This is a genomic window from Blastopirellula sp. SH421 (assembly GCF_057808535.1).
Window position 1 is genome coordinate 4,456,486 of record NZ_CM173712.1, and the last position, 19,845, is coordinate 4,476,330.

General features: G+C 54.5%; 17 protein-coding genes and 1 other RNA gene. 6 read left to right on the forward strand and 12 right to left on the reverse strand.

The genetic code is table 11. The features are described 5' to 3' along the window. Window positions 1–8 precede the first annotated feature (8 nt). Together SH421x_RS18085 and SH421x_RS18090 are read right to left on the reverse strand one after the other, a co-directional pair. Window positions 9–3,812: an AAA family ATPase gene (locus tag SH421x_RS18085; RefSeq protein WP_488851100.1), complete on the reverse strand. Its 3,804-nt coding sequence runs from the start codon at window positions 3,810–3,812 to the stop codon at window positions 9–11. Between the two features lie 11 nt (window positions 3,813–3,823). Then, window positions 3,824–5,047 carry a metallophosphoesterase family protein gene (locus tag SH421x_RS18090; RefSeq protein ID WP_488851102.1) on the reverse strand — a complete coding sequence of 408 codons (1,224 nt, stop codon included), beginning with the start codon at window positions 5,045–5,047 and terminating at the stop codon, window positions 3,824–3,826. Between the two features lie 252 nt (window positions 5,048–5,299). Here SH421x_RS18090 and SH421x_RS18095 point away from each other — a divergent pair, with 252 nt between their 5' ends. The 3 genes from SH421x_RS18095 to SH421x_RS18105 are packed head-to-tail and all read left to right on the forward strand — an operon-like array spanning window position 5,300 to window position 7,521. Next, complete coding sequence (locus SH421x_RS18095; RefSeq protein ID WP_488851104.1) at window positions 5,300–5,569, forward strand: hypothetical protein; 270 nt, start codon at window positions 5,300–5,302, stop codon at window positions 5,567–5,569. Between the two features lie 16 nt (window positions 5,570–5,585). Then, window positions 5,586–6,686, forward strand: a complete 1,101-nt coding sequence (locus SH421x_RS18100; protein ID WP_488851106.1) for a zinc-binding metallopeptidase family protein — start codon at window positions 5,586–5,588, stop codon at window positions 6,684–6,686. A gap of 10 nt (window positions 6,687–6,696) precedes the next feature. Further along, a complete protein-coding gene (locus SH421x_RS18105; RefSeq protein ID WP_488851108.1) occupies window positions 6,697–7,521 on the forward strand; it encodes a M48 family metalloprotease in 825 nt (274 codons plus the stop codon). Window positions 7,522–7,553: 32 nt separating this feature from the next. Here SH421x_RS18105 and SH421x_RS18110 read toward each other — a convergent pair whose 3' ends face one another. The 6 genes from SH421x_RS18110 to SH421x_RS18135 all read right to left on the reverse strand — a co-directional run bounded on the left by SH421x_RS18110 (window position 7,554) and on the right by SH421x_RS18135 (window position 12,762). Then, window positions 7,554–7,940 carry a hypothetical protein gene (locus tag SH421x_RS18110; RefSeq protein ID WP_488851110.1) on the reverse strand — a complete coding sequence of 129 codons (387 nt, stop codon included), beginning with the start codon at window positions 7,938–7,940 and terminating at the stop codon, window positions 7,554–7,556. Between the two features lie 44 nt (window positions 7,941–7,984). Then, entirely contained in the window at window positions 7,985–8,839 is an 855-nt protein-coding gene (locus SH421x_RS18115) for a sterol desaturase family protein (protein WP_488851112.1), read from the reverse strand. A 43-nt stretch (window positions 8,840–8,882) separates the two neighbouring features. Further along, the gene (locus SH421x_RS18120; protein ID WP_488851114.1) at window positions 8,883–10,043 is read right to left on the reverse strand and encodes an alpha/beta hydrolase family protein; all 1,161 of its coding nucleotides are present in this window, start codon (window positions 10,041–10,043) and stop codon (window positions 8,883–8,885) included. Between the two features lie 50 nt (window positions 10,044–10,093). Then, window positions 10,094–10,252, reverse strand: coding sequence for a hypothetical protein (locus SH421x_RS18125; protein WP_488851116.1), 159 nt, complete (start codon window positions 10,250–10,252; stop codon window positions 10,094–10,096). 60 nt (window positions 10,253–10,312) lie between these two features. Next, a complete protein-coding gene (locus SH421x_RS18130) occupies window positions 10,313–11,047 on the reverse strand; it encodes a hypothetical protein (protein WP_488851118.1) in 735 nt (244 codons plus the stop codon). A 182-nt stretch (window positions 11,048–11,229) separates the two neighbouring features. Continuing rightward, entirely contained in the window at window positions 11,230–12,762 is a 1,533-nt protein-coding gene (locus tag SH421x_RS18135; protein WP_488851120.1) for a YifB family Mg chelatase-like AAA ATPase, read from the reverse strand. A 620-nt stretch (window positions 12,763–13,382) separates the two neighbouring features. Between SH421x_RS18135 and SH421x_RS18140 the strand changes: the two genes are divergently transcribed. Beyond that, window positions 13,383–14,312 (forward strand): DUF1559 family PulG-like putative transporter, encoded by a 930-nt coding sequence (locus SH421x_RS18140; protein ID WP_488851122.1) that lies wholly within the window; start codon window positions 13,383–13,385, stop codon window positions 14,310–14,312. A 10-nt stretch (window positions 14,313–14,322) separates the two neighbouring features. Continuing rightward, window positions 14,323–14,718, forward strand: coding sequence for a hypothetical protein (locus SH421x_RS18145; protein WP_488851124.1), 396 nt, complete (start codon window positions 14,323–14,325; stop codon window positions 14,716–14,718). A 217-nt stretch (window positions 14,719–14,935) separates the two neighbouring features. On the opposite strand, the gene SH421x_RS18150 is transcribed toward SH421x_RS18145, so the two are convergent. Both SH421x_RS18150 and SH421x_RS18155 read right to left on the reverse strand, forming a co-directional pair. Continuing rightward, complete coding sequence (locus SH421x_RS18150) at window positions 14,936–16,552, reverse strand: hypothetical protein (RefSeq protein ID WP_488851126.1); 1,617 nt, start codon at window positions 16,550–16,552, stop codon at window positions 14,936–14,938. 93 nt (window positions 16,553–16,645) lie between these two features. Further along, window positions 16,646–17,389: an NIPSNAP family protein gene (locus SH421x_RS18155; RefSeq protein WP_488851128.1), complete on the reverse strand. Its 744-nt coding sequence runs from the start codon at window positions 17,387–17,389 to the stop codon at window positions 16,646–16,648. A gap of 155 nt (window positions 17,390–17,544) precedes the next feature. On the opposite strand from SH421x_RS18155, the gene rnpB reads away from it, so the two are divergent. Beyond that, window positions 17,545–17,965: RNase P RNA component class A (gene rnpB, locus SH421x_RS18160), an RNA gene on the forward strand. 5 nt (window positions 17,966–17,970) lie between these two features. On the opposite strand, the gene SH421x_RS18165 is transcribed toward rnpB, so the two are convergent. Both SH421x_RS18165 and SH421x_RS18170 read right to left on the reverse strand, forming a co-directional pair. Next, on the reverse strand, window positions 17,971–18,324 hold the full coding sequence (locus SH421x_RS18165) for a hypothetical protein (protein WP_488851131.1): 354 nt from the start codon (window positions 18,322–18,324) through the stop codon (window positions 17,971–17,973). 10 nt (window positions 18,325–18,334) lie between these two features. Next, window positions 18,335–19,777, reverse strand: a complete 1,443-nt coding sequence (locus SH421x_RS18170) for a pectate lyase (protein ID WP_488851133.1) — start codon at window positions 19,775–19,777, stop codon at window positions 18,335–18,337. Window positions 19,778–19,845: the final 68 nt, after the last annotated feature.

The window sequence follows — 19,845 nt, forward strand, 5'->3', positions numbered from 1 at the left end:
ACCCCATCTTAGGCAGCGCCTTCTTGCTGCTTTTTTCGTAACAGGGCTGGATCCAAATCGGGATGGCCTTCCCACCAGATCTTCGGCGAATCCCAACCGAAGCCGCTCTCGGCGGGGCGTGGACGGCTCGGCAACGGGGGAACCGGTTTCGGTTCTGGCTTGGCGACCACTTGCGGCTCTGGTTCAGGCAGCGGCGCTGGTTGCGGCTTAGGTTCAGGCTCCGACTTTACTTCGATCACCAGATCGACCAATTCGGGAATCGCGACAATCGGCAGCGGGATCTCGATGTTCTGGATCGCCGGTTCTGGCTCATCCAACAGGTCTTCAAGGGCGATGCTAACCATGTCAACTTCAGCAGCAGCTTTTAGCTCGTAGTCGGTGTTGGCGACCAGCTCGAAAACGGGTTCCGGTTCTGGTTCTTCGTGCTCGCTCCGTTCGAGGTAATACTCGGCGTCAATCAGTTTGATCGGCTGCATTTCAGGCTCCTCGATTGGGCCTGTATCGGCGAGCGACAGATCTTCGTCGACAACGATCGGTTTCGGCTTGATGCTATTGGTGAGCGGATAAACTTCCAGGTAGGGAATGATCGGCAACACCAGCTTGAACGGCTTTTTCTTGGGAGGGGGCGGAATGATGATCGGCTCTTCGACGACCGGTTCCGGCTCGACATACTCTTCGACAACTTCTTCCTCCACGACTGCCGCAGGCGCCGGCAGACGAGCAGGTTCGGGTCGGCAAACTCCCGTCACTTGCGGTAATACGCGAACGTCTCCGCCAAGGTTCTGGAAGATCTCCATGATGTGCTCATGGCAGGTGAAGACAAGCGTTTGATGTCCTTCGGCGGCAAAGCTCATCAAGACTTCGGCGGTCGCTTTGCACCGTTTCGTGTCAAAGTTGACCATCACGTCGTCCAAGATCACCGGCAGTACGCGACCTTGACGAGCGAAGGTGCGAACCAACGCCAGACGAACGCTAAGGAAGACCTGCTCACGCGTCCCTTCACTTAAATGCTCAAGCGACTTGGAGCGTCCCTTGGCGTCTTCGACGTAAAGCGTGTTCTCGCTAAGCGGCGTCCAGATGCGAACGTACTTGCCGATCGACAGCTTGTCCATGAAGATCGACGCCATCTTGAGCGTCTCCGGCTGACGCTGCGTCTCGTAGATGCGGCGAATCTGATCCAAGATGTTGGCCGTCACGGCCAACGACTGCCAGCGTTCGATCGCTTGTTCGATCTGCGTGGCGACTTCATTCAGTTCTAACTGAGCTAAGCATAAACGATCGTTTTCTTCCAGCGCCTCCAGTTGGGATTTCAACTCGCCGCGACGCTCAAAGCCTTCTTTCAGGCTCCGCTGAGTTTGTTCAAACTCTTGCAGCAGCTCGGCCAGTTCTTTCTCGGCGTCAGCGGCCGATCGTTCGGCCAGGAACTCTTCGACCATCTCCAGCGGCGTACCGCCTAGCTTGGTGACAATCTTGGCTTCGACCTCTTCCAAATCCAACAGCAAGCCGTTGATCCGGTTCGCTTTGTCGAGCAGCTTGCGGTAGCCTTCTTCGTCTTCGACACCAGCTTCGTCCAAGATCTCTTGCCGCTGCTTGGCGGCTTTGCGCATTTCGCCGGCAGTCTTCTTGAATTCGTCTTTGATCTTTTGGGCGCGGCCGCGCAGATCGGTACGCAGCTCAGATTGGGTTTGTTGACGCTCAAGCTCGGCCTGAAGACGATCTAGTTGCTCTAGCCCACCCTGGACGTTCTTCAATCCCAGCTCGCTAGCCAACTGCGTGATACGGGTTTCCACCGCGTTCAGCTCTTCGGTACGCTGCCGCTCTTGATCCTGCAGGGTCTTCAGTTCTTTGCGTTTGTCCTGGATATGGGCCAGGATGCGGGCCAGAACTTTGATCCGATCCGGCTGCAGATCATCCGGCAGGTCGAGGGCTCGCAGCGCATCGCGCCAGCGACGGCGAGCATTGTTGACCGCCAACTCGGCGTCTTGAATCGTCTTTGACGCGTAGTCGCTCTTTTGCTTCGCTTCGCCGGCACGATTGCCAAGCGGAATCAGGCTTTCGAGATGGGCCAGGTGATCTTCAGCCGATTGCAGACGAGCCACCAGCGGGCCACCCCCTTTCGGCAACACCTGATCAAACTCGTTGCGTTCTTCGACCGATTTGCGGAGTTGTACATTGACTAACTCAAACTGTCGTCGGACGCCGGTCAAGTTTTGCTTCACCGAGCGTTCCATCGTCACCTTGGTGAAGATCACCCCGAAGATAAAGACGCAACCAAACAAGGGAAGCGTCCCGGAGATTTCGGGGATGCTGATCGCGGCGCCAAAAATGAACAGTAAGATCAGCAGTACGCCGACTGAAAAGGTCAAACCCAACAGGGCCAACAATGGCCGCGGCAGGATTTGGTTCTCTAGCAAATCGGCCGATTCGATTTCGGCTTCGCGACGCTGGAACTCCAGCTTGTCGATCTTTTCTTCGACCTGGATGCGGCGACGGAGCAAGTTGACTAGTTCGCCTGCTCTGTCGATCGCGACGCTGAGATCCTCTTCGCCCAGGTTAGCGAGCGACTTTTCGACTTCGGTCTTTACCGTCTCAAGTTCATCTTCATGCGACGAGACGGTTCGCTTCGACTCTTCGTGCCGTAATACCTCTTGCTCCAGCGTCTGCATCGGCGCTTTGAGCGACTTCAGCTGCTTGGGGGTCAGATCGGGACGGCGACCTTGGCCCAGCGTGACGCCGGTGTTGCCCCAGGCCGCTTCGATCTCGCGCTGAACATCGTCGATCTCTTCTTTGACGCCGGTGATCTGCTTGCGAATCGCGACAATCCAGTGGCGTTGTTCGCCCAACGCATCGACGCGCGCGGCATGCCGCGACAACTCTCGGTTGAGAGGAATCGACTCGTGCTCAGTAAACAGCGCCTTATAACTGGCCCGCAATTCGGTACAGCGACCTTTGCGACGTGAAACGCGTTCGCGCAGTTGGTTCAACTGATTCAAACGCTCTTCAACCACATCGGGGATCTCGCCGGCTTCCTCGATCTTGGTCGAGAGCACTTCGCGACGTTCGATTTCGCCGCGGAGATCCTCGGCCAGTTCGATGAACTCGGTCCGCTCAGTAATTGCGACCGACTTTTGCTGCTGCTGATCAATCTGGACGGCGGCGCTGCGCTGTTGTTGCAGCACTTGGCCCCACTGTTGGGTCGCAGAGCGGAGCTCGTCGACTTCTTTCTTCAGCGAAAGATGTTGATCCAGCAACTGGTCAACGATGCAGTCGGCCCCATTATGCGAAATGAGCGCTTCACGCGAAATTTCGAGTCGTCGGACCACTTCGGCCAACGAAATGCGATCCAAACCGCTGGTCAGTTCGTAGATCTTTTGTGCTGCGTGACTGTCGTCCAGCGTCGCCAGCAACTGAATTTCACGCAGACCGACTGCAAAAATATTATTGTAGGTGTAGCGATCAACCCCTTCGAGCAACGCTTCCAACTGCGTCCGACTTTGGCGCGAACCATCCGGCGCAACGATCCAGGCGTTTTCTTCAAATGTCCGTTCGTCCCACAGCCGAACCACTTGAAAGCGACCGAGAGTGCCGCGGATATTGAGCGAACCGCCGGGCTGCCCGCCGTTGACCGGCGGCAAATAGCGCCGTTCTTCCGACAGATCGATGCCGTACAGCATCGTCCGCAGGAAGTTTAGCAGCGTGCTTTTGCCCGCTTCGTTATGGCCAAAAAATACGGTGACCGTTGGCGAGAGCTCTTCGATACGAAGCCCACGCCAAACGCCGAAACCATCGATATTGACTTGATTTAGTTGCATGTTGGCGGTTCCTAGTCGTCGATCCGCAAGGCTTGTACGCCCATCCGGCGTGCTTCGTGCAGCGCCTTACGACGAACTTCCCTGGTTTCAATCTGCACCGCTTCGGCCAACTGCGTGCCGCGACGGTCTTCGCCTAATAATTCGGTCAATTCAATGGGGATCTCAGGATCCGCGAGCAATTCGCGCGTCAGCCGCAAAAAGTCGCCGCAAATGGTTTGCTCCTGATACCACGCTTCGGGAATCACCGAAGCCGATTCGATCGTCAATTCATACGTCCAAGCGCCAGACTCTTCGCCGCCAAACTCTTTGTTCAGCATGTCGATGGTGTGTTGCCACAATGCCTCGGACATCAGTTTTTTTGACGCTTTTCCTTCGATGACAACTCGCCAATCCACCAACAGTTGTCGGCGACCTTTGCCTGAGACGAGCGTCCGCAGCCGATTCTTCAGCACCTTTTCCAATTCGTCCGGTGATTCGCAGTTCGCGATTTCCACCAGCTCGCTTTGCCAGCGGACAACATCGGTGGCGATCGCATCGGTCGAAATCTCGCCTGCTTCATTGACCTCAACCACGGTGCAACTGCGCTGACCAACATGCAGCGGACGCCGACCTTGCGGCGATCCTGCATGGATCGCGTACTTTGGTGCGGTGCGATGCTTCTTGCGCATCTCTTCGCCGCCCAGAGCCCAATACGGGATATCATGGCGGCTGATCGCGCCATCTTCGACTTCACCATAGGCGACGGCAATGGTGAACAAGCCGGAAGCGGAAGGGCGAAATTCGCCGATGCGGACCTCTCCGCCAGAGTTCGCCTGACCGATGATCGCTGCGATCGCTTCGCCGTCATGTTCAAAGTGAACGGTCTGCGGCAAGCCGGGCCGAAAAACATGCACGTTCTTCGGCAATGCGACGCACGAAGGCCAACGCGAAGGAGGATCGGCGTCGCCGCCGGCCCAATAGACGTTGATACCGGCGGTTTCTAGTTGCGCGAACAACTCCAACAAGCAGCCGATGGTACGCGGACTAGATAGTCGCGGATCGAGCAAATCGCCGGTTAAGACAACAAAATCGACCTCGTGCAACATCGCCGTCTCGACCACTTGCTGCGCAGCACGACGTGGCGCCTCGCAAAAAAGCGTGCGCAAATGGTCTGGCACCGAGGGAAGCCCTCCGAGCGGCTGATCAAGATGGAAGTCGCCCGATTGAAGAAAACGGAACGACGCACCTGGAGTCATATTGTTGCGCCTCCTTGCGCGGTTGTCTGTCGAGATGGCCGCCAGCAAGTTTAGTGCTGGCGCCTACCTATTTGGCCAGTTTAGCGGAATTTGAAAATTCCGCCTATCCGGATTCTTTTCGGTAAAGAAATAGAGCTTCTCAACCGGCAAAAGTAACCAACCAGCCAAAACACCCCCGCCCACTCTACTCATTTAACCCAGCATGTTATTTTCCAGCCGACTAACGCCCATATATCGCTAGGAAGTCGTGCGATGCCGGCAACGTGGGATACCCCAGCTGGCGATCCTTGCCTACCAACATTAAGCGACACTTTGGGTCTGGGAAAAATATTCTCCGATAGTCGATCGACCACGGCGATCAACCGCCTGCCACAGGCGAAGCCGAAAGATGCATCGTACGACCAAATTGACCGGACAAAACGATTTCTACGAGACTTGGCCCCAAAGATGCGTTACGATCTCCGCTTCCGCATCGGCGATAATCGATACGATATCGGCGTGCGCAACTTCTTCCATCTATGAACCGAGACGATTTGTTATGCGACTATTTCTCTGCGATGACTGCGGCGAGCTGGTCTATTTTGAAAACAACTCGTGTCTTGGCTGTAAACAGCGACTTGCTTTTGATCCAGCCACCCTGGCGATGACCACCATCATCCCGACCGACGACTCTGCCGAGCACTGGAAATCTGTCGAGCCAGACCGTCCAGAACTCTTCCGCCGTTGTCAGAACGATGTACAACATAATGTCTGCAATTGGCTGATTGCAGCCGACAGCGACCAGAAGATCTGCTTTTCCTGTCAGTTCACCGAAACGATCCCCGACTTGCGCCAAGCGACCAGCCTGGCCCTTTGGAGCAAAGTCGAAACCGCCAAACGGCGTCTGCTCTATACGCTAATGTCGCTCGGTCTGCCGACCATTCCTAAAATAAAGGATGCAGAGACCGGACTCGCATTCCGATTTCTGGCGGATGATCCTCAGTCAGATAAAAAGGTTCTTACCGGCCATGCTGACGGCCTCATCACATTAAACATCGCCGAAGCCGATGACGCCGAACGAGAAAGCCGCCGGGTCTCGATGGGAGAACCTTACCGAACTTTGCTGGGCCACTTCCGGCACGAATCGGGACATTACTATTGGGAACGTCTAATTCGGGATACGCCGCACCTAGAAGCCTACCGCAAACTATTTGGCGACGAAACGCAAGATTACGGCGAAGCGCTAAAACAGCACTATGCGGGCGGTCCAGCGGACGGCTGGCAGGACAACTACATCTCCTCTTATGCGGCCAGCCACTCGTGGGAAGATTGGGCAGAATCATGGGCTCACTATTTGCACGTTGTCGATGCGTTAGAGATGGCTTCGTCGTGTGGAATTTCGATTCCTTCCCTGCACAACCGGAAAGAGCGTCTAAGCCTAAATTTCAGCGCGGCCGCTGCAAGAGAGGTTTCGATCGATGATATGATAAATCTCTGGTTGTCACTGGCTCACGTCTTGAACAGCGCCAACCGCTCTCTAGGTCAAGCTGACAGCTATCCGTTCGTTCTTTCGTCGCCAGTGATCGAAAAGCTAAGATTTATTCATCAATTGGCGACACAATCGCCCAGCGTCACTCCCAGTCCCACTCTTGCAACTTAGGTTGATTCTCATGGCCTATACGCGCGGTTCTTCGTGGAAGATACGGCTTGCTATCGCGGCGATTGTCGCCCTCTTTTCGGTCGTGTCCTATTATCTGGCGAGCGACCAAAACCCGATCACCGGCGAAGACCAACGCGTGGCGCTGACCACCGAACAAGAGATTGCCCTCGGTTTGCAAGCGGCGCCAGAAATGGTCGCCCAACATGGTGGAGAGTTGCCAGAGCAAGACGCGCAAGCTCGCGTCGATCGCATCGGCGGCGAGCTGCTGCAAGCGCTCAATCGTGACTTGTCACAGCAAGGGCGTCAGAATCCCTTTCCGTTCGAGTTTCACTTGCTAGCCGATTCGCAAACAGTCAATGCATTCGCCCTACCCGGCGGACAAGTCTTTGTGACAGCGGCCCTGTACCGAGAATTTGAAACCGATGGTCAGCTCGCAGGCGTCCTCGGCCACGAGATGGGACACGTTCTATCCCGTCACGGCGCGCAACAAATGGCCAAGCAAAACCTGACGCAAGGTCTGGCAGGAGCCGCAGGCGTCGCCGGTGGCGACGTCAACAGTGCCCGTATGGCGCAGATGGTCGGCCAGTTTATCAACATGAAGTATGGCCGCGGAGACGAACTAGAATCGGACCAATGGGGCGTCAAGCTCATGGGACTCGCTGGCTATGATCCCAACGCGATGATCGGAGTGATGGAAATCTTAGAACGCGCTGGGGGGGAAGGCCCGCCAGAGTTTCTTAGCACCCATCCGAAACCAGCCAACCGCGTCTCCTATATTAAAGATGTGATCAAGGAAGAGTATCCGGATGGCGTGCCGAAGGGGTTAAAACAGTAGGATAAAAACTCCCCCTACTCTCCCGAGAAAAGCTAGGTATCCCGGCACAACAACGTTCGCAAGGCGCTTAACAGCACGCCATACCGCTCCTGCTGCAGAGCTGCGTGCTTCGGATCGTCGAATGACGGATAGGCGTTCTCACCGCCGGCGCGACATGCCTGTTGACCGAGATGGGCGGTGAAACTCCAACCGGTTCCGCCATAGATTGCCAGGCCGCATTCATCAGGATTGTAGTCGTCACGCCAATTCCATACTTCCAGAAAGTACAGCATCGCAGCAAATTGATCGATTTGCTGATTGCTGACCTCCGTGCGAGTAATTCGTATTTCGGCAGACTTCGCCCCCTGTAAACCTGGTGTTTCTTCGTTCGTCAGAATCCCTTCCTGCAATCGCCAGCAGCACGAAGACAAATCGGTCATCGACATACTTTTCTCTTCCCAAACAAATGACAGCTCACTGTCCATTATTCTGCTAACCTGGCACGATCCGCTGCCCCAGAGTCGCTCGCTTGCTCTGCGATTTGCTCCTCTGGCACGTCCCAATAGTCCCGCTGACGCCTAAACGGCATCAGCAACAGACTCCACAGCCTATTGTCTTCTGGCTGTGAGTAGCCCGGCACGCCGATCTTGATTTCGTCCTGCGAGACGTTCAGCCGAAGGCTGCGATGTAGCCGGTCCCACCAAGGAAGCACGACCGAATAGTTAGAGTTCGTCTCGTGCTCACGCTGCGAGTGATGAATCCCGTGCATCCGGGGAGTCACCAGGCAAAGGTTCAACCAGCGTTCCAATCCAATCGGCAAGCGCAGATTGCTGTGATGAAACATCGTGTTGGCCGTAAACACAAATTCGTAAATCAGATAGGCCTCTAGCGACATGCCGATCAACGTCACCTGCACAATGCGAAACAACGCCGACAAAGCCACTTCTCCAAAATGAAAGCGAAACGCGGTCGAGACGTCCATATCGGGATCGATGTGATGGACATTATGAAACCGCCACAGAAATCCGATCCGATGATTGAGCCGATGCCAGTAGTAAAACGAGAGATCGAGCAACAAGAAGCCAATCACAATATTTAACCAAGCAGGAACTTCGACCCAGCGCAACACGCCAAACCGCACGGCCTCGGAACCCAACATCCAGGCAGCCGCCGGCTGTACAATCAATGCTGCGACCAACAGCGCCAAAGCAGAGACGACAAAATTGACCAAGACTCGCCGCCAAAGCGCACGCGTCGGTTGCCGCAGCGGCAGTAAACGCTCAAGCAAGAAAAGCCCCAGCGCAAAACCAACCATGATCACCGGGGTTGCAGCATCCATTGTCGAACCTAAAGAGGCTTCGCGTTTAATTTGCGGCGGCTATTTACTCCGCGGGTTTTAACACCTGATCAATCAGTTGATACGCTGGCTCGTGCATCTCCATGGGAAAGGTATGCTCGGTATTAGGATGCGCGACCTGAAGCTTTTCAGCCGCTCCATAAAGTTCAAACACCGGCCGAGCCGCCGCCACAATTCGATCGACGCTCGCTGCTTTAAAATTGCTGTCACGTAGCGGCGCGATGATCAGCACCGGCCGCGGCGCCAGCATCGCGATTAATTCGTAAAAGTCGAACGGAATTTCCTCCAGCCGCCCCTGATATCCGGCCAGCTTCGGCATGTAGCGATCCTGGCACCAACCACGACCAGGCGCCCAATTTCCGGGGGCGCCATCGTAGTAGTCGACAAACGAATCGAGTCCGCAACAGCTGATGATCACAGCGATGCGCGGATCAAACGTAGCGATGAAGACACTATTATGGCCACCCAGCGAATGTCCGATCGCCGCATACCTGCCGCTTTGCACATACGGCAACGAGTCGAGCAGATCCAGACATCGACTGTTGTCCCAGATCGATTTCAACGTACCACTTTCCCACCCTTGTTCTTTGAGCTCTGGCTGATAACCACCCAGCGTCGGATAGTAGGGCGCGATCACCACATAGCCGCGTTCGGCCAACTCTTTGGCGTACATCCGCTCGCGACTCTCCCCCAAGCCGACCATTTCTTGGGGACCTTGGCTATGGGTCGGATGCAACGCGAGCACAGCCGGAAACTTGCCGGCCGATGGCTGCAGCGCCGCTTTCGGGATCAGCAGATATGCCGGGGTGCGACAGCCGGGCTCCGACTGAAACGTGATCTGCCGGCGAACATAGCTCTCCATGTCGGTTTCCGATTCGACTTCCACGTCTAACGGACAACGTCGCTCGTCGCCTGGCAGCTTGCCGATTAGCGCAGTGACGGCTTGCAGCGTTTCCTGCTTGCGCGACTCCCAATCGGCCCTTGTTTTGACCGGCTGAAGATTGCCAGCGGCATCATGAAACAGCAGTTGATTCTCGCGCGGCAATCGCCGGACTGGCAATGCACTCGCAGTGTCAGCAGCTTCGGGCTCGGCAGCAAGGGCTGGTGGTGCAAGGAACAAGGTCAGAACTAGTGTGCAGATCGAAACGAATTCTCTAGAGATCGATTGTTTCGCGAGCAATTTCATCTATTTAACCCAAACATAGATCTGAGGAGAGCTCTTGCCACAATTTGCCATTATTTCTTTTGACCAACCACGCGAGATCGGCGCCAATAAACAACAGCCACAAATGCGATCGCATAGAGAATCAAGATTTCGCCCAGACCAAGACGCGCAAACTGCATCAGCGCCGCCCCTAGCAACACGGCGCCTAAAAGCACTACGGAGTCTCGCATTTAACTCGCTCCTGTGTTGGAATCATCGGAGATAACATCAGCCCTACCTCTGTCGATATTCTAACGGACAAACGCTAATTGATCTGCATCGCACTGCCAACCATCCATTCCATAAGAAACGGCGAACTCATCATCCATGTGATCGTCCCCTAGCGTAGCGAAGGGGACCGACTGGTCCAGCAAGTACTCGCGCAACAAGTATTTTTCCATCTGCTGAGCGGACTCCAGATAATCGACTCCCGTGTTGCCAGGCAGAAAAAAGGTGGCTTGCTCTCCATAGACGGCGCGCTGAGCAAAGTAGCGGCCGTAGTCGAAGATATTGCATACAAAAATCTCGGGCGTTCTCACCAAAACGCGAAACATCCCTCGGTCCGCTAATTCACCATGCTCGTCCTGAAAGCACGCAAAATCACTAATGACGATGGTCGTATCATCCCACGCCGCTTTGACCTGATCGACCACGTAGCCGCAGACATAAGGAGACTCTATAAATGCGGCGATCGATTTGTATTGAAACGGCCGCTCGACGCCTGAAACATCCCCCTCTCCCACAATCAAGACCGCAGCATGCATGATCACATTCGAGAGATAGACAATGGCCGGCTGCGCATCACTTAAATCGGCGATTTGCCGTAGACACGACTTGCCGCCCAACTTGTAGGTAAACACCGGGTCAGAAATGATCTGCGGCCGAGATCGAAACCCCGCGGCGAGCGATTCCGCCCATTCACAAAATTTCCGCTTTCCACCATCAGCCTGATGAAAATCAAACGGCGCATCAAAGGTACGCAGCATTCCAAAAACCGCCGACAAAGATTAGTTGATTTGCGATTCCGCTCCTGATGCAATCCAGGCTCTCGGTGTACATCATCTTCACTAAGCAACAACCTTGCTGCAATCGGCTTGCCAAAGAAACAACTGGATATGCGCTGCAGATCTACATGTTTCAATTCACCCCAGCGGCCGAATAACGAATATCACCCCACTCCCCGATCCAACATCCGATAATTTATCGCCTCGCTGATATGGGGAATTTCAATCGCCGTCGAGCCATCCAAGTCGGCGATTGTACGCGACGTTCGCAGCACTTTGTCATGCGCACGGGCCGATAATCCCAGACTATGGACGCTTTGTTTCAACAGCGCCGCGCACGCTTCGTTCAAGTGGCAATACTTGCGAATCTCTCTGGATGACATTTGCCCGTTGTAGCGGGTACGACTGCCGACAAAGCGGCGAGCTTGGATCTTGCGGGCCTCCAGCACCTGAGCGCGCATTTCTTCGCTTGAAATGCCCGGCGTCTTGGATGCTAGTTCACTAAACGGAACTGCTGGGACTTCGATCTGAATGTCAATTCGATCAAGCAGCGGACCACTGATCTTGCCAATATAACGCTCGACTTGCGGCACGTTGCAGCGGCAATCGCGACGGGGATCGTTGCGATAACCGCAAGGGCACGGGTTCATCGCGGCGACCAGCATAAAGTCGGCCGGAAAGGTTGTGCTGCGGGCCGCTCTGGCGATTGTGACCTGGCCATCTTCCAACGGTTGCCGCATCACTTCTAGGGTGCGCCGCTGAAACTCCGGCAATTCATCAAGAAACAAAACTCCGTTGTGTGAATGGGAAATCTCACCTGGCGAAGGTGGATTGCCGCCGCCAACCAACCCCGCTTCGCTAATCGTATGATGCGGCGAACGAAAGGGACGCTGCGTTAACAACGGCTGATTGCCGGGAAGTCGCCCGGTTACGCTGTAGATCCGCGTCGTCTCCACCGACTCGCCAGGCGTCAGATCAGGCAAGATCGACGGGACACGTTTGGCCAGCATCGTCTTGCCCGAACCTGGTGGTCCTACCATTAGCAGATTGTGCGCCGCGGCCGCCGCAATCACCAGCGCGCGCTTGGCCATCTCTTGACCGCGGACATCGGCGAAGTCGACTTCGTAGCTGCTGTACTGTCGAAAATATTCTTCAATCCGCGGCGGGACCGGGTCGATGTCGATCGCGCCCGAAAGAAAGCCAACCGCTTCGGTCAAAGAACGAACCGGAATGGCTTGGATATCTTCGACCACCGCCGCCTCGGCGCCATTTTCGGCTGGAATAACAATACCCTGCATCCCCATCGAAGCAGCCTGAATCGCCATCGACAACGCCCCTTTGATCGGCCGCATCGTACCGTCAAGCGCCAGTTCGCCCACCACCGCGTACTGACCAAAACGTTCTGAACGAATCTGTCCGCTGGCTGCCAGAATCCCTAGCGAAATTGGCAAATCAAACGCGGCGGCATTCTTGGGTAGATCGGCTGGGGCCATGTTAACGACCACTCGGTCCTGCGGACGAACGTAACCTGAGTTCACGATCGCGCGTTCGACGCGATGGATACTCTCACGAACCGCCGCTTCGGGGAGACCAACCATCACAAATTTGGGCATCGACGTCGGAGAGATGTCGACCTCGATATCCACCGGCACCGCGTCGATGCCCAGCAACGAATATGTAAAAAGTTTGGCAAGCATGCCGGCCCCTATCCCAAAAATCCAACCACCCACGTGGCCACTATTGTGCAACACCGCAGACAGGTGTTCAAGTGTTTAGGTGGAGTTGCGACGAAAATCGTTCGCGATCTTTGCTGGGGGGACCAGAGAGAAAGGACTTTCGCGCCGTTCAATTGAGGACTTATTCGCCTAACTCGAACCAAAGATGCGGCGTTCATAACGTGATTGCCTAGCCGCTCTGGCGAAGGAATCATCCAATTCAATCGCCGTAAACTCAACAGAAGACAAGCCTCCCTGCCCGGCTTGGCAGTCAAGTCGAATTCTGTTTTTTTATAGGCGGAGTTCTGCGAATTCACTTTGTAGCGTCACGCTTGCTTTGGCTGCCTTATGCCGGACTGCTAAAAGTAGGAAAAATTCGCGGTGAGATTGTTTTTTATTGCAAAAAAACCGGCTCGCGAATCGCAACCAAGCACTGTGTGACTTTTAATAAGGCTCTCTTAAACGTGATTTTGGAGGCACTTTCGCAGAGTTATTTCCCTTAATGCCAGCATTTCCTACTTTTGTGAACGCCTAGTGCCGGAGTACGATATTTCCTAAGTTTTGTTATCTATTGCTCCTATACTCTTTTTGCGGGGTCCCCCATGAAGATTAGCTCCCAGCGACGTGGCTTTACCCTGGTCGAATTGCTTGTTGTGATTGCGATTATCGGTGTTTTGATTGCGCTGCTGTTGCCTGCGGTGCAACAAGCACGAGAAGCGGCTCGGCGGATGAGTTGCAGCAACAATCTGAAGCAGATGGGATTGGCGCTGCATAACTATCACGACACGTTCGGCAGCTTTCCGTCGGGCTACATCTCCCTACAGAAAAACATCAACTACAGCGCCACGAACTGGTGCAATTCGATGTCGACGCCCAATCACATTGGACACGCTCCTTGGACGGTCTTGATTTTGCCGTTTATCGAACAAGCGAATATGCATTCTCAGTTTGATCTGGCCGGCACTTACTCGGGCCGCTTTTTTAGCGATAGTTACAACGTACCGAGCCCAAATTCTGCGTTTGTCGCTCCTATCGACGGATATCGCTGCCCTTCGGATCCGGCTTCCGCAGAGAACGCCAACTTGCTCAGCTATCGCGGAGTTCAGGGTGGCGGACCCGATAGCGAATCGCCGTGCCAAGGCCATAGCAGCAAAGTCCGGCGCTTTTATGCCAACGGAACGCTCTATGTAAACTCACGAACACGTTTCGCGGATATCGTCGATGGATCCTCCAACGTCATGGCAATTGGCGAAAGCGATCTGGGAGCAACTTTCTCATGGGCGGCCAGCGGCAAAAACGATGGGAATGCGATTGCGTTAGCGCTGACCGGTTTCCGCTACCAAATCAACAGCGATCCCAGCGGCAGTGGCGAAGCGATCACAAGCGTCTTCCATAGTCGACATCCTGGGGGCGCTCAGTTTGTATTTAATGACGGATCGGTTCACTTTTTGCCTGAAACCTTGGATTTGCTGATTGGGCAAAATTTGGCGAAACGAGCTGACGGCATCCCGACCACTGGTTTTAACAATTAAGGAGGCAATCATGCGTAATTTACTGCTTGCTTCGTTACTGCTTGCAACCATGGTTGGCTGCGGCGGATCAGCTGGATTTGGCGAACCGCTGTACGGAACAGTCACCTACGATGGTCACCCAATTCCGGAAGGGGACGTCATCCTAGAACCGGACACGGCCAAGGGAACCACTGGCCCCGGCACGATCGGCAAAATTGAAGCCGGTCGTTACGAAACTCCTCGCGGCAAGGGAATCGTCGGGGGCGCCTACCATGTAACGATCCGCGGATATGACGGGATCGACGGCGATGACGAGTCCAACAGCCCATTTCACAGTCCAGGCAAACCGCTCTTTCCGACCTATGCGACCGACATCGATATTCCGGCCAGCGGTGGAGAGTACAATTTTGAAGTGCCCAAGCAATAAATAGAATTCAACCAATCGCTTTCGACCAAAGTTGAACGCAGCGCGAGGGAATCATCCCTCGCGTTTTTTTGTGCGCTGAACCATTGCAAGCAGCCGCGAGATACACATTTGCTGCACTCCCGCCTGGTTGCCAGATCAATTCTTTCGCGCGATAGTTACGCAAGAAAGTCGATTTGACGCTCATTCCTATTCGCGGCAATCACATTTCGCCACGCAGTTACTCATCAAACGCAATCTTCGCCCGGTCAGCAATTTCAAACGCCGGCAGCGTCCCAGCATGCTTGCGATGCTCGGCGGCATGCTTGCCGAAGATATCGAGTTCGTATTCGGCGATCAACACTTTATAGGGAGTCAACGCATCGGGCTTTAGAGTGTTGCCTGTTAGTTGGCAATAGCGATCCCAGGTGACGTTCTTCGAGAGTCGATCAAAGTTGTCAAACAGTTCGACCGCATTTCCTTCGTACTGGAAGACACCAGGCAAGTTAGCTGCGACGGCGGCGGCGATTCGATCTCGATCGCAGGGGTACGTATCGAACAGACCGGTTGATTCGTTAGCGATCGATGTGCGGATCTCTTGCTTGATCTCGTCAGGAAATCGCTCTAATTGGAAGCGAAGAAATCCGGTGATGTCGTCAACCAATGCACCGCGTTGAAACACGGATGACAGCATATCGCTTGAAAGTTTGTAGGCCGCGCTGATCAGCCGCAACCGATTGGAAGTTTGCTGAAACGCGGCGCTGCCAGCCAGACGGATCTGGTATTGATCGGCGTCGTATTCCATCTGACGCAGCAGAAAGCCGGCGGCGAAATGCCCGATGCACATTAGCCCCCACAACAACCCGCGCGAAATCCAGACAAACAGTTTGGTCAGGTGAAATACAATGCGGAGCCGCAGATCAAGCTCATTCGCCATTTTGTTGAGCCAAACATCCCACTCGTCACGCATATAAACCACTCGCTCAAACCAATGGCTGATACTGCGAACGAGATAGGTCAATCGCATGCCGGCGCCTTGACTGAAGTGGCCAAACTCACGAGCGACTACGCCTGCAAACTGTCGTGTGGTCAATCCAGCAGCTAACGGCACTCCGATTGTCAGCACCAAGTCATTCCCACGAAATATGCTCCACATGCCTCGTCGAAAACTGGCCGACGCGTTCATTTGATCGTCGACATCAATTCGCATTGGAAAGGGAGCGCCGATTAGTTCACAAATCTTGCTGACAAATTCAAACAACAACGGATCGCTTTTCGCGGTCAACGAACGTGTCCGCGGCTGATTGGCAGGCCGTGCAAACAGCGGCTTCAGCATGAACAAAATGCCGATGCTCGCAATAATCGGCGGAGCAATGTAGAGCAAAAAAGCGATGACCATGCCATTGCCTTGAACGCCGCCGAGCATGCTGGCATGATTTTGCAGATGGTAATAAACGCCATAACCTACCAGGGCGATAAACGTCAGGTAGATGAGCGGCAACGCGATCATTACCAGCGAAACGATCAACACGCTTATTACATAGAGAAAGCCGGGCTGGGGCCGTTCGAACTTGCCGACAAACGCACCGATCACCGCCTGGCGTAACTCGGTTTCGCTTTTGCAAGGAGCAAACGTGGCGGATTTCTGTTTGATCGGCGACGCCAGGTTATTGGCGACTTGCAGAGGCTCTGACGATTTACGTTGCAATTGCGTCTGCGGCAGCACAGATACAACCGACGCGTCCGCAGTGGGGATCACCAAAATCTCGCCGCACTTGGGACACTTCGCTTTTTTCCCCTGCTTATCCAGCGAGACGTTGAACGGAGCCTGACACCCGTTGCAGCGAAACTGAATCATTCGCGGGACGCCTGAACAGGACCAGCGTATCAGCCGCTTGGCAGAAGAATACCAAGCGGCTGACACTGCCTTATCAAAGAAAGGTCGAAGCCACTATTTCAACGCAGAGTAATCAGTCGGAACCATCATGGTGCTTTCGACCTTGTTCACAATCGGCGCATCGGCTTCCGACGCGTCGCGCATTTTGATCCATTCGGGATCACCACGGAACGCAGCCCAAGACTTTTTCGCGTCCGCGTCATCTTTGTGGGCGACGATATAAATCAACGTCTCAGGCGTCGCCGTGGGTGTGAAATAAGCGATGTGCGTCATGCCGGCTTTGCTGAACAGATCAAGTTCGCCATCACGAAACCGCTTGTGCAGGTTGGACAAGCGACCTGGATCGCAGGTGTACTTGCGCAACTCAAACAGCCGTTCCTTGTCGCCGTTTTCCAAATTGTGCGGCGAAAAGTCGGTTTCGGTCATATAAACCGATTCGGCTTTGATGGCCAGCTTGCCATTTTCTTCCGAAGCAGCTTTGGCTTTGACCCACTCAGGATCAGCGAGGAACGCCGCCCAGCTTTTTTTCGCCGCTTCGGGGCTCTCGTGCTTCAGCACGTAGATCAGCGTGTTGTCTTTCAGCGCTGGATCGGTTGGCGTCCAATACCCAACATTGGTCATGCCGTGCTTTTCAAACAGCGCCACGGTGTGGTCACGAAAGCGAGCATTCAGATCGGACAACTTCCCTTCGTTGGCCGTATAGATCCGTAGTTCGTACACAGTTTTGTCTTCGGCTTGGGCCAAGGAAGTTAGGGCGAGCGTCGCCAAAGCGGCGGACATTAGCAGCAGCGATTTCATGAGCAGTCTTTCAAAGCAGGTATTGTGACAGGGCGCGATCCGATTTTAATCGAATTAGGCGGCCTAAGTCGACCATTTTCGACCAGATTCAACTCTAGCTTATCGTTTTTGGCCGAACCTCTTCAGCGAAGGACGATACAATACCCAATGCCGCGAAAGTAGAACGGATAGTCGCTGGTCGTCACTTTACCCAACAGGGTAGAGCGATGACGAGAGGAAAGTCCGGGCTCCACAGGACAGGGCGGTCGGTAACGCCGACCGGTCGTGAGACTAGGGAAAGTGCAACAGAAAGCAAACCGCCGAAGTCCCAATTGGGGCTGGTAAGGGTGAAACGGTGCGGTAAGAGCGCACCAGCGAGCGAGGCGACTCGTTCGGCTTGGTAAACCCCGCCCGGAGCAAGGCAAACAGGCAAGAGCATCGCGACGGTCTAGGCCGTTGCGATCGCGGTTTGGTCCGAACCGTTATCACTGCCGGGTATGCTGCTAGAGGCGGCGAGCAATCGTCGTCGTAGAGGAATGACTATCGACTTCGCCCAGTGCGGAGAGACAAAACCCGGCTTATAGTTTTACTTTCGCGGCTTTTTACTTATCTTTCAGTTCGATTTCAACGTTGACCCCATCGCTGTTCGAATCGACGTTTTGAATCATCTCGGTCAATTTTCGCTTGGCTGCGTTACCAAGATCTTTTAGCCCTCGTGATGCGGAATCGGCCATCTCCTGGTCGTCAATGTTCTCCAGCACCAACGTCCCTTTCTCGACGGCCGCTCTCCCCAGTGGTGCTGTCGCTTCGATAATACGATCGAGTTTCTCCTCGGTTCGCTCGGCAGAGTTGACAACGCGTTCTAACTTCCCCAACACTTGATAGCCGAAAAAACCGCAGCCCACGACAAATAGCAACGCTAATCCGATCAACACGTTTTGTCGAGTTTCACTCATTATCTCAATCTCACTCCTGCCCCTTGGCGGAAATATAGTTAGACAATTGCCGCACATTATTAGCGAACGTCTGACTACGAATCACGCCGGAGGCGTTTTTGATTTTGGCGTAATTTTTGGTCGTGCCAGTTTCGACCCATGCGCCCCGCTGGTCAAGATCGGCAATGGCTTGAGCGACCCGATCCTCGGAGTAGCTCGCCGCTTTCTTCGCTTGGCCGGCTTTCAGTTGCTCCAGCGTGCGTGTCCGATAGCGCTCGTACTCTTGCGAAAGTGACTCTAACTTTGAGTCGACCGTAAAACTGTAGTGATCCGGCACGTTACCGGAGTCATATGTCAGCTGATAGTCTTGCGTAAAATAGAGGGGCCGATTGGTTTGCAGCTCGTAAAACCGAGCCAAATTGCCGCTCGGCAAAACCGACCTATTCAAATAGCGCAGCGCCGCCGGAATCGGCTCTAGATATTTGGCTTTGCCTGTTTCGCGATACAGTTGCAGCAGTGTGGAGATCACTTGTTGCGATTCGCTGCCGCTAATCGCTGGGGGTTCAAACTTGCGATCCCAGACCGGCTGCATCTGCTCGTTGTATTGCTGCGCCCACGCAGGCTGCGGCTCTGGCATTTGGGCAAGCAACAAAAAGTCGCCCCCTTGCTCGGCTGCGTTCAGATATTTTTGTTCGCCATAGGCGGCGTAGGCAAAGAGAAACGTATCGATCAGATCGGCCGTCACGTCATCATTCAAATAGTATTTGCCGGTCCAGTCGTTGAGCCATTTACGCGACCACTCGGCCGGATAGCTGGCCTTCACCACGGGAAATGTTTTTTTATCGACCGGCGTCGGGTACTCTTTCCAATTTTGAGGCCAACCGCCGTTGGGACGCTGCGCGGCGACCAGCGCATCCATCCCAAAAATCACCGCATCATGAATCGCCGGCAACTGTTGCCCGTTGGCCTGATCCAAGCGAATCAAAAAATGGAGCGCAGCCTGAGTTGTGTTGTCATCCACAGTGGTGCGAGTCTGCTGCTTTTTGTGCGGCTTGGTATGGCGATAGGCGAATGCGGCCTGCTTCTCCGGCGTGGTCTCGATCGAGTAATACCAGCCGCCCGTTCGCATCTGCCCGGTGGCCAAAATCTGTCCCGCTTTGTTGGCGGCATCAAGATAGTACTTCTCACCAGTCGCGTCATAGGCGTCCAAGAACGCTTCGCCAATGGTCGGCGTCCCCGGCGGCTGAACCCAGATGGTCGTCGTCCCGGCGGTCTTCCCTTCCCCTTCACTCAGCGTAAGATCGCCGCTGTATTGCCAAACATATCCTCCGCCGACGCTCACTTGCGTTTGAAAAAATTCACACGCTTTCCACAGCGCTGCGCGAGCCTGAGCAACGTCAGGCGACTTTCCATGCACGCTGGCCGAGCTCAAGCAGACGCTCACAGCAACTAGGTAGAGCAATACTTTTCTCATCACACAAACTCCAGCCGGAGGAAATTAAACTGCTGCAATTTTCAACTCGCAAGCACAGCGACACAAGC

Excerpts from the sequence above, each read along its gene's own strand:
- SH421x_RS18115 (WP_488851112.1), bottom strand. The coding sequence starts at position 8,839 with ATGGATGCTGCAACCCCGGTGATCATGGTTGGTTTTGCGCTGGGGCTT.
- SH421x_RS18150 (WP_488851126.1), bottom strand. The coding sequence starts at position 16,552 with ATGATTCAGTTTCGCTGCAACGGGTGTCAGGCTCCGTTCAACGTCTCG.
- SH421x_RS18125 (WP_488851116.1), bottom strand. The coding sequence starts at position 10,252 with ATGCGAGACTCCGTAGTGCTTTTAGGCGCCGTGTTGCTAGGGGCGGCG.
- SH421x_RS18090 (WP_488851102.1), bottom strand. The coding sequence starts at position 5,047 with ATGACTCCAGGTGCGTCGTTCCGTTTTCTTCAATCGGGCGACTTCCAT.
- SH421x_RS18170 (WP_488851133.1), bottom strand. The coding sequence starts at position 19,777 with ATGAGAAAAGTATTGCTCTACCTAGTTGCTGTGAGCGTCTGCTTGAGC.
- SH421x_RS18095 (WP_488851104.1), top strand. The coding sequence starts at position 5,300 with ATGCCGGCAACGTGGGATACCCCAGCTGGCGATCCTTGCCTACCAACA.
- SH421x_RS18145 (WP_488851124.1), top strand. The coding sequence starts at position 14,323 with ATGCGTAATTTACTGCTTGCTTCGTTACTGCTTGCAACCATGGTTGGC.
- SH421x_RS18105 (WP_488851108.1), top strand. The coding sequence starts at position 6,697 with ATGGCCTATACGCGCGGTTCTTCGTGGAAGATACGGCTTGCTATCGCG.
- SH421x_RS18120 (WP_488851114.1), bottom strand. The coding sequence starts at position 10,043 with ATGAAATTGCTCGCGAAACAATCGATCTCTAGAGAATTCGTTTCGATC.
- SH421x_RS18085 (WP_488851100.1), bottom strand. The coding sequence starts at position 3,812 with ATGCAACTAAATCAAGTCAATATCGATGGTTTCGGCGTTTGGCGTGGG.
- SH421x_RS18130 (WP_488851118.1), bottom strand. The coding sequence starts at position 11,047 with ATGCTGCGTACCTTTGATGCGCCGTTTGATTTTCATCAGGCTGATGGT.
- SH421x_RS18140 (WP_488851122.1), top strand. The coding sequence starts at position 13,383 with ATGAAGATTAGCTCCCAGCGACGTGGCTTTACCCTGGTCGAATTGCTT.
- SH421x_RS18165 (WP_488851131.1), bottom strand. The coding sequence starts at position 18,324 with ATGAGTGAAACTCGACAAAACGTGTTGATCGGATTAGCGTTGCTATTT.
- SH421x_RS18155 (WP_488851128.1), bottom strand. The coding sequence starts at position 17,389 with ATGAAATCGCTGCTGCTAATGTCCGCCGCTTTGGCGACGCTCGCCCTA.
- SH421x_RS18110 (WP_488851110.1), bottom strand. The coding sequence starts at position 7,940 with ATGACCGATTTGTCTTCGTGCTGCTGGCGATTGCAGGAAGGGATTCTG.
- SH421x_RS18100 (WP_488851106.1), top strand. The coding sequence starts at position 5,586 with ATGCGACTATTTCTCTGCGATGACTGCGGCGAGCTGGTCTATTTTGAA.
- SH421x_RS18135 (WP_488851120.1), bottom strand. The coding sequence starts at position 12,762 with ATGCTTGCCAAACTTTTTACATATTCGTTGCTGGGCATCGACGCGGTG.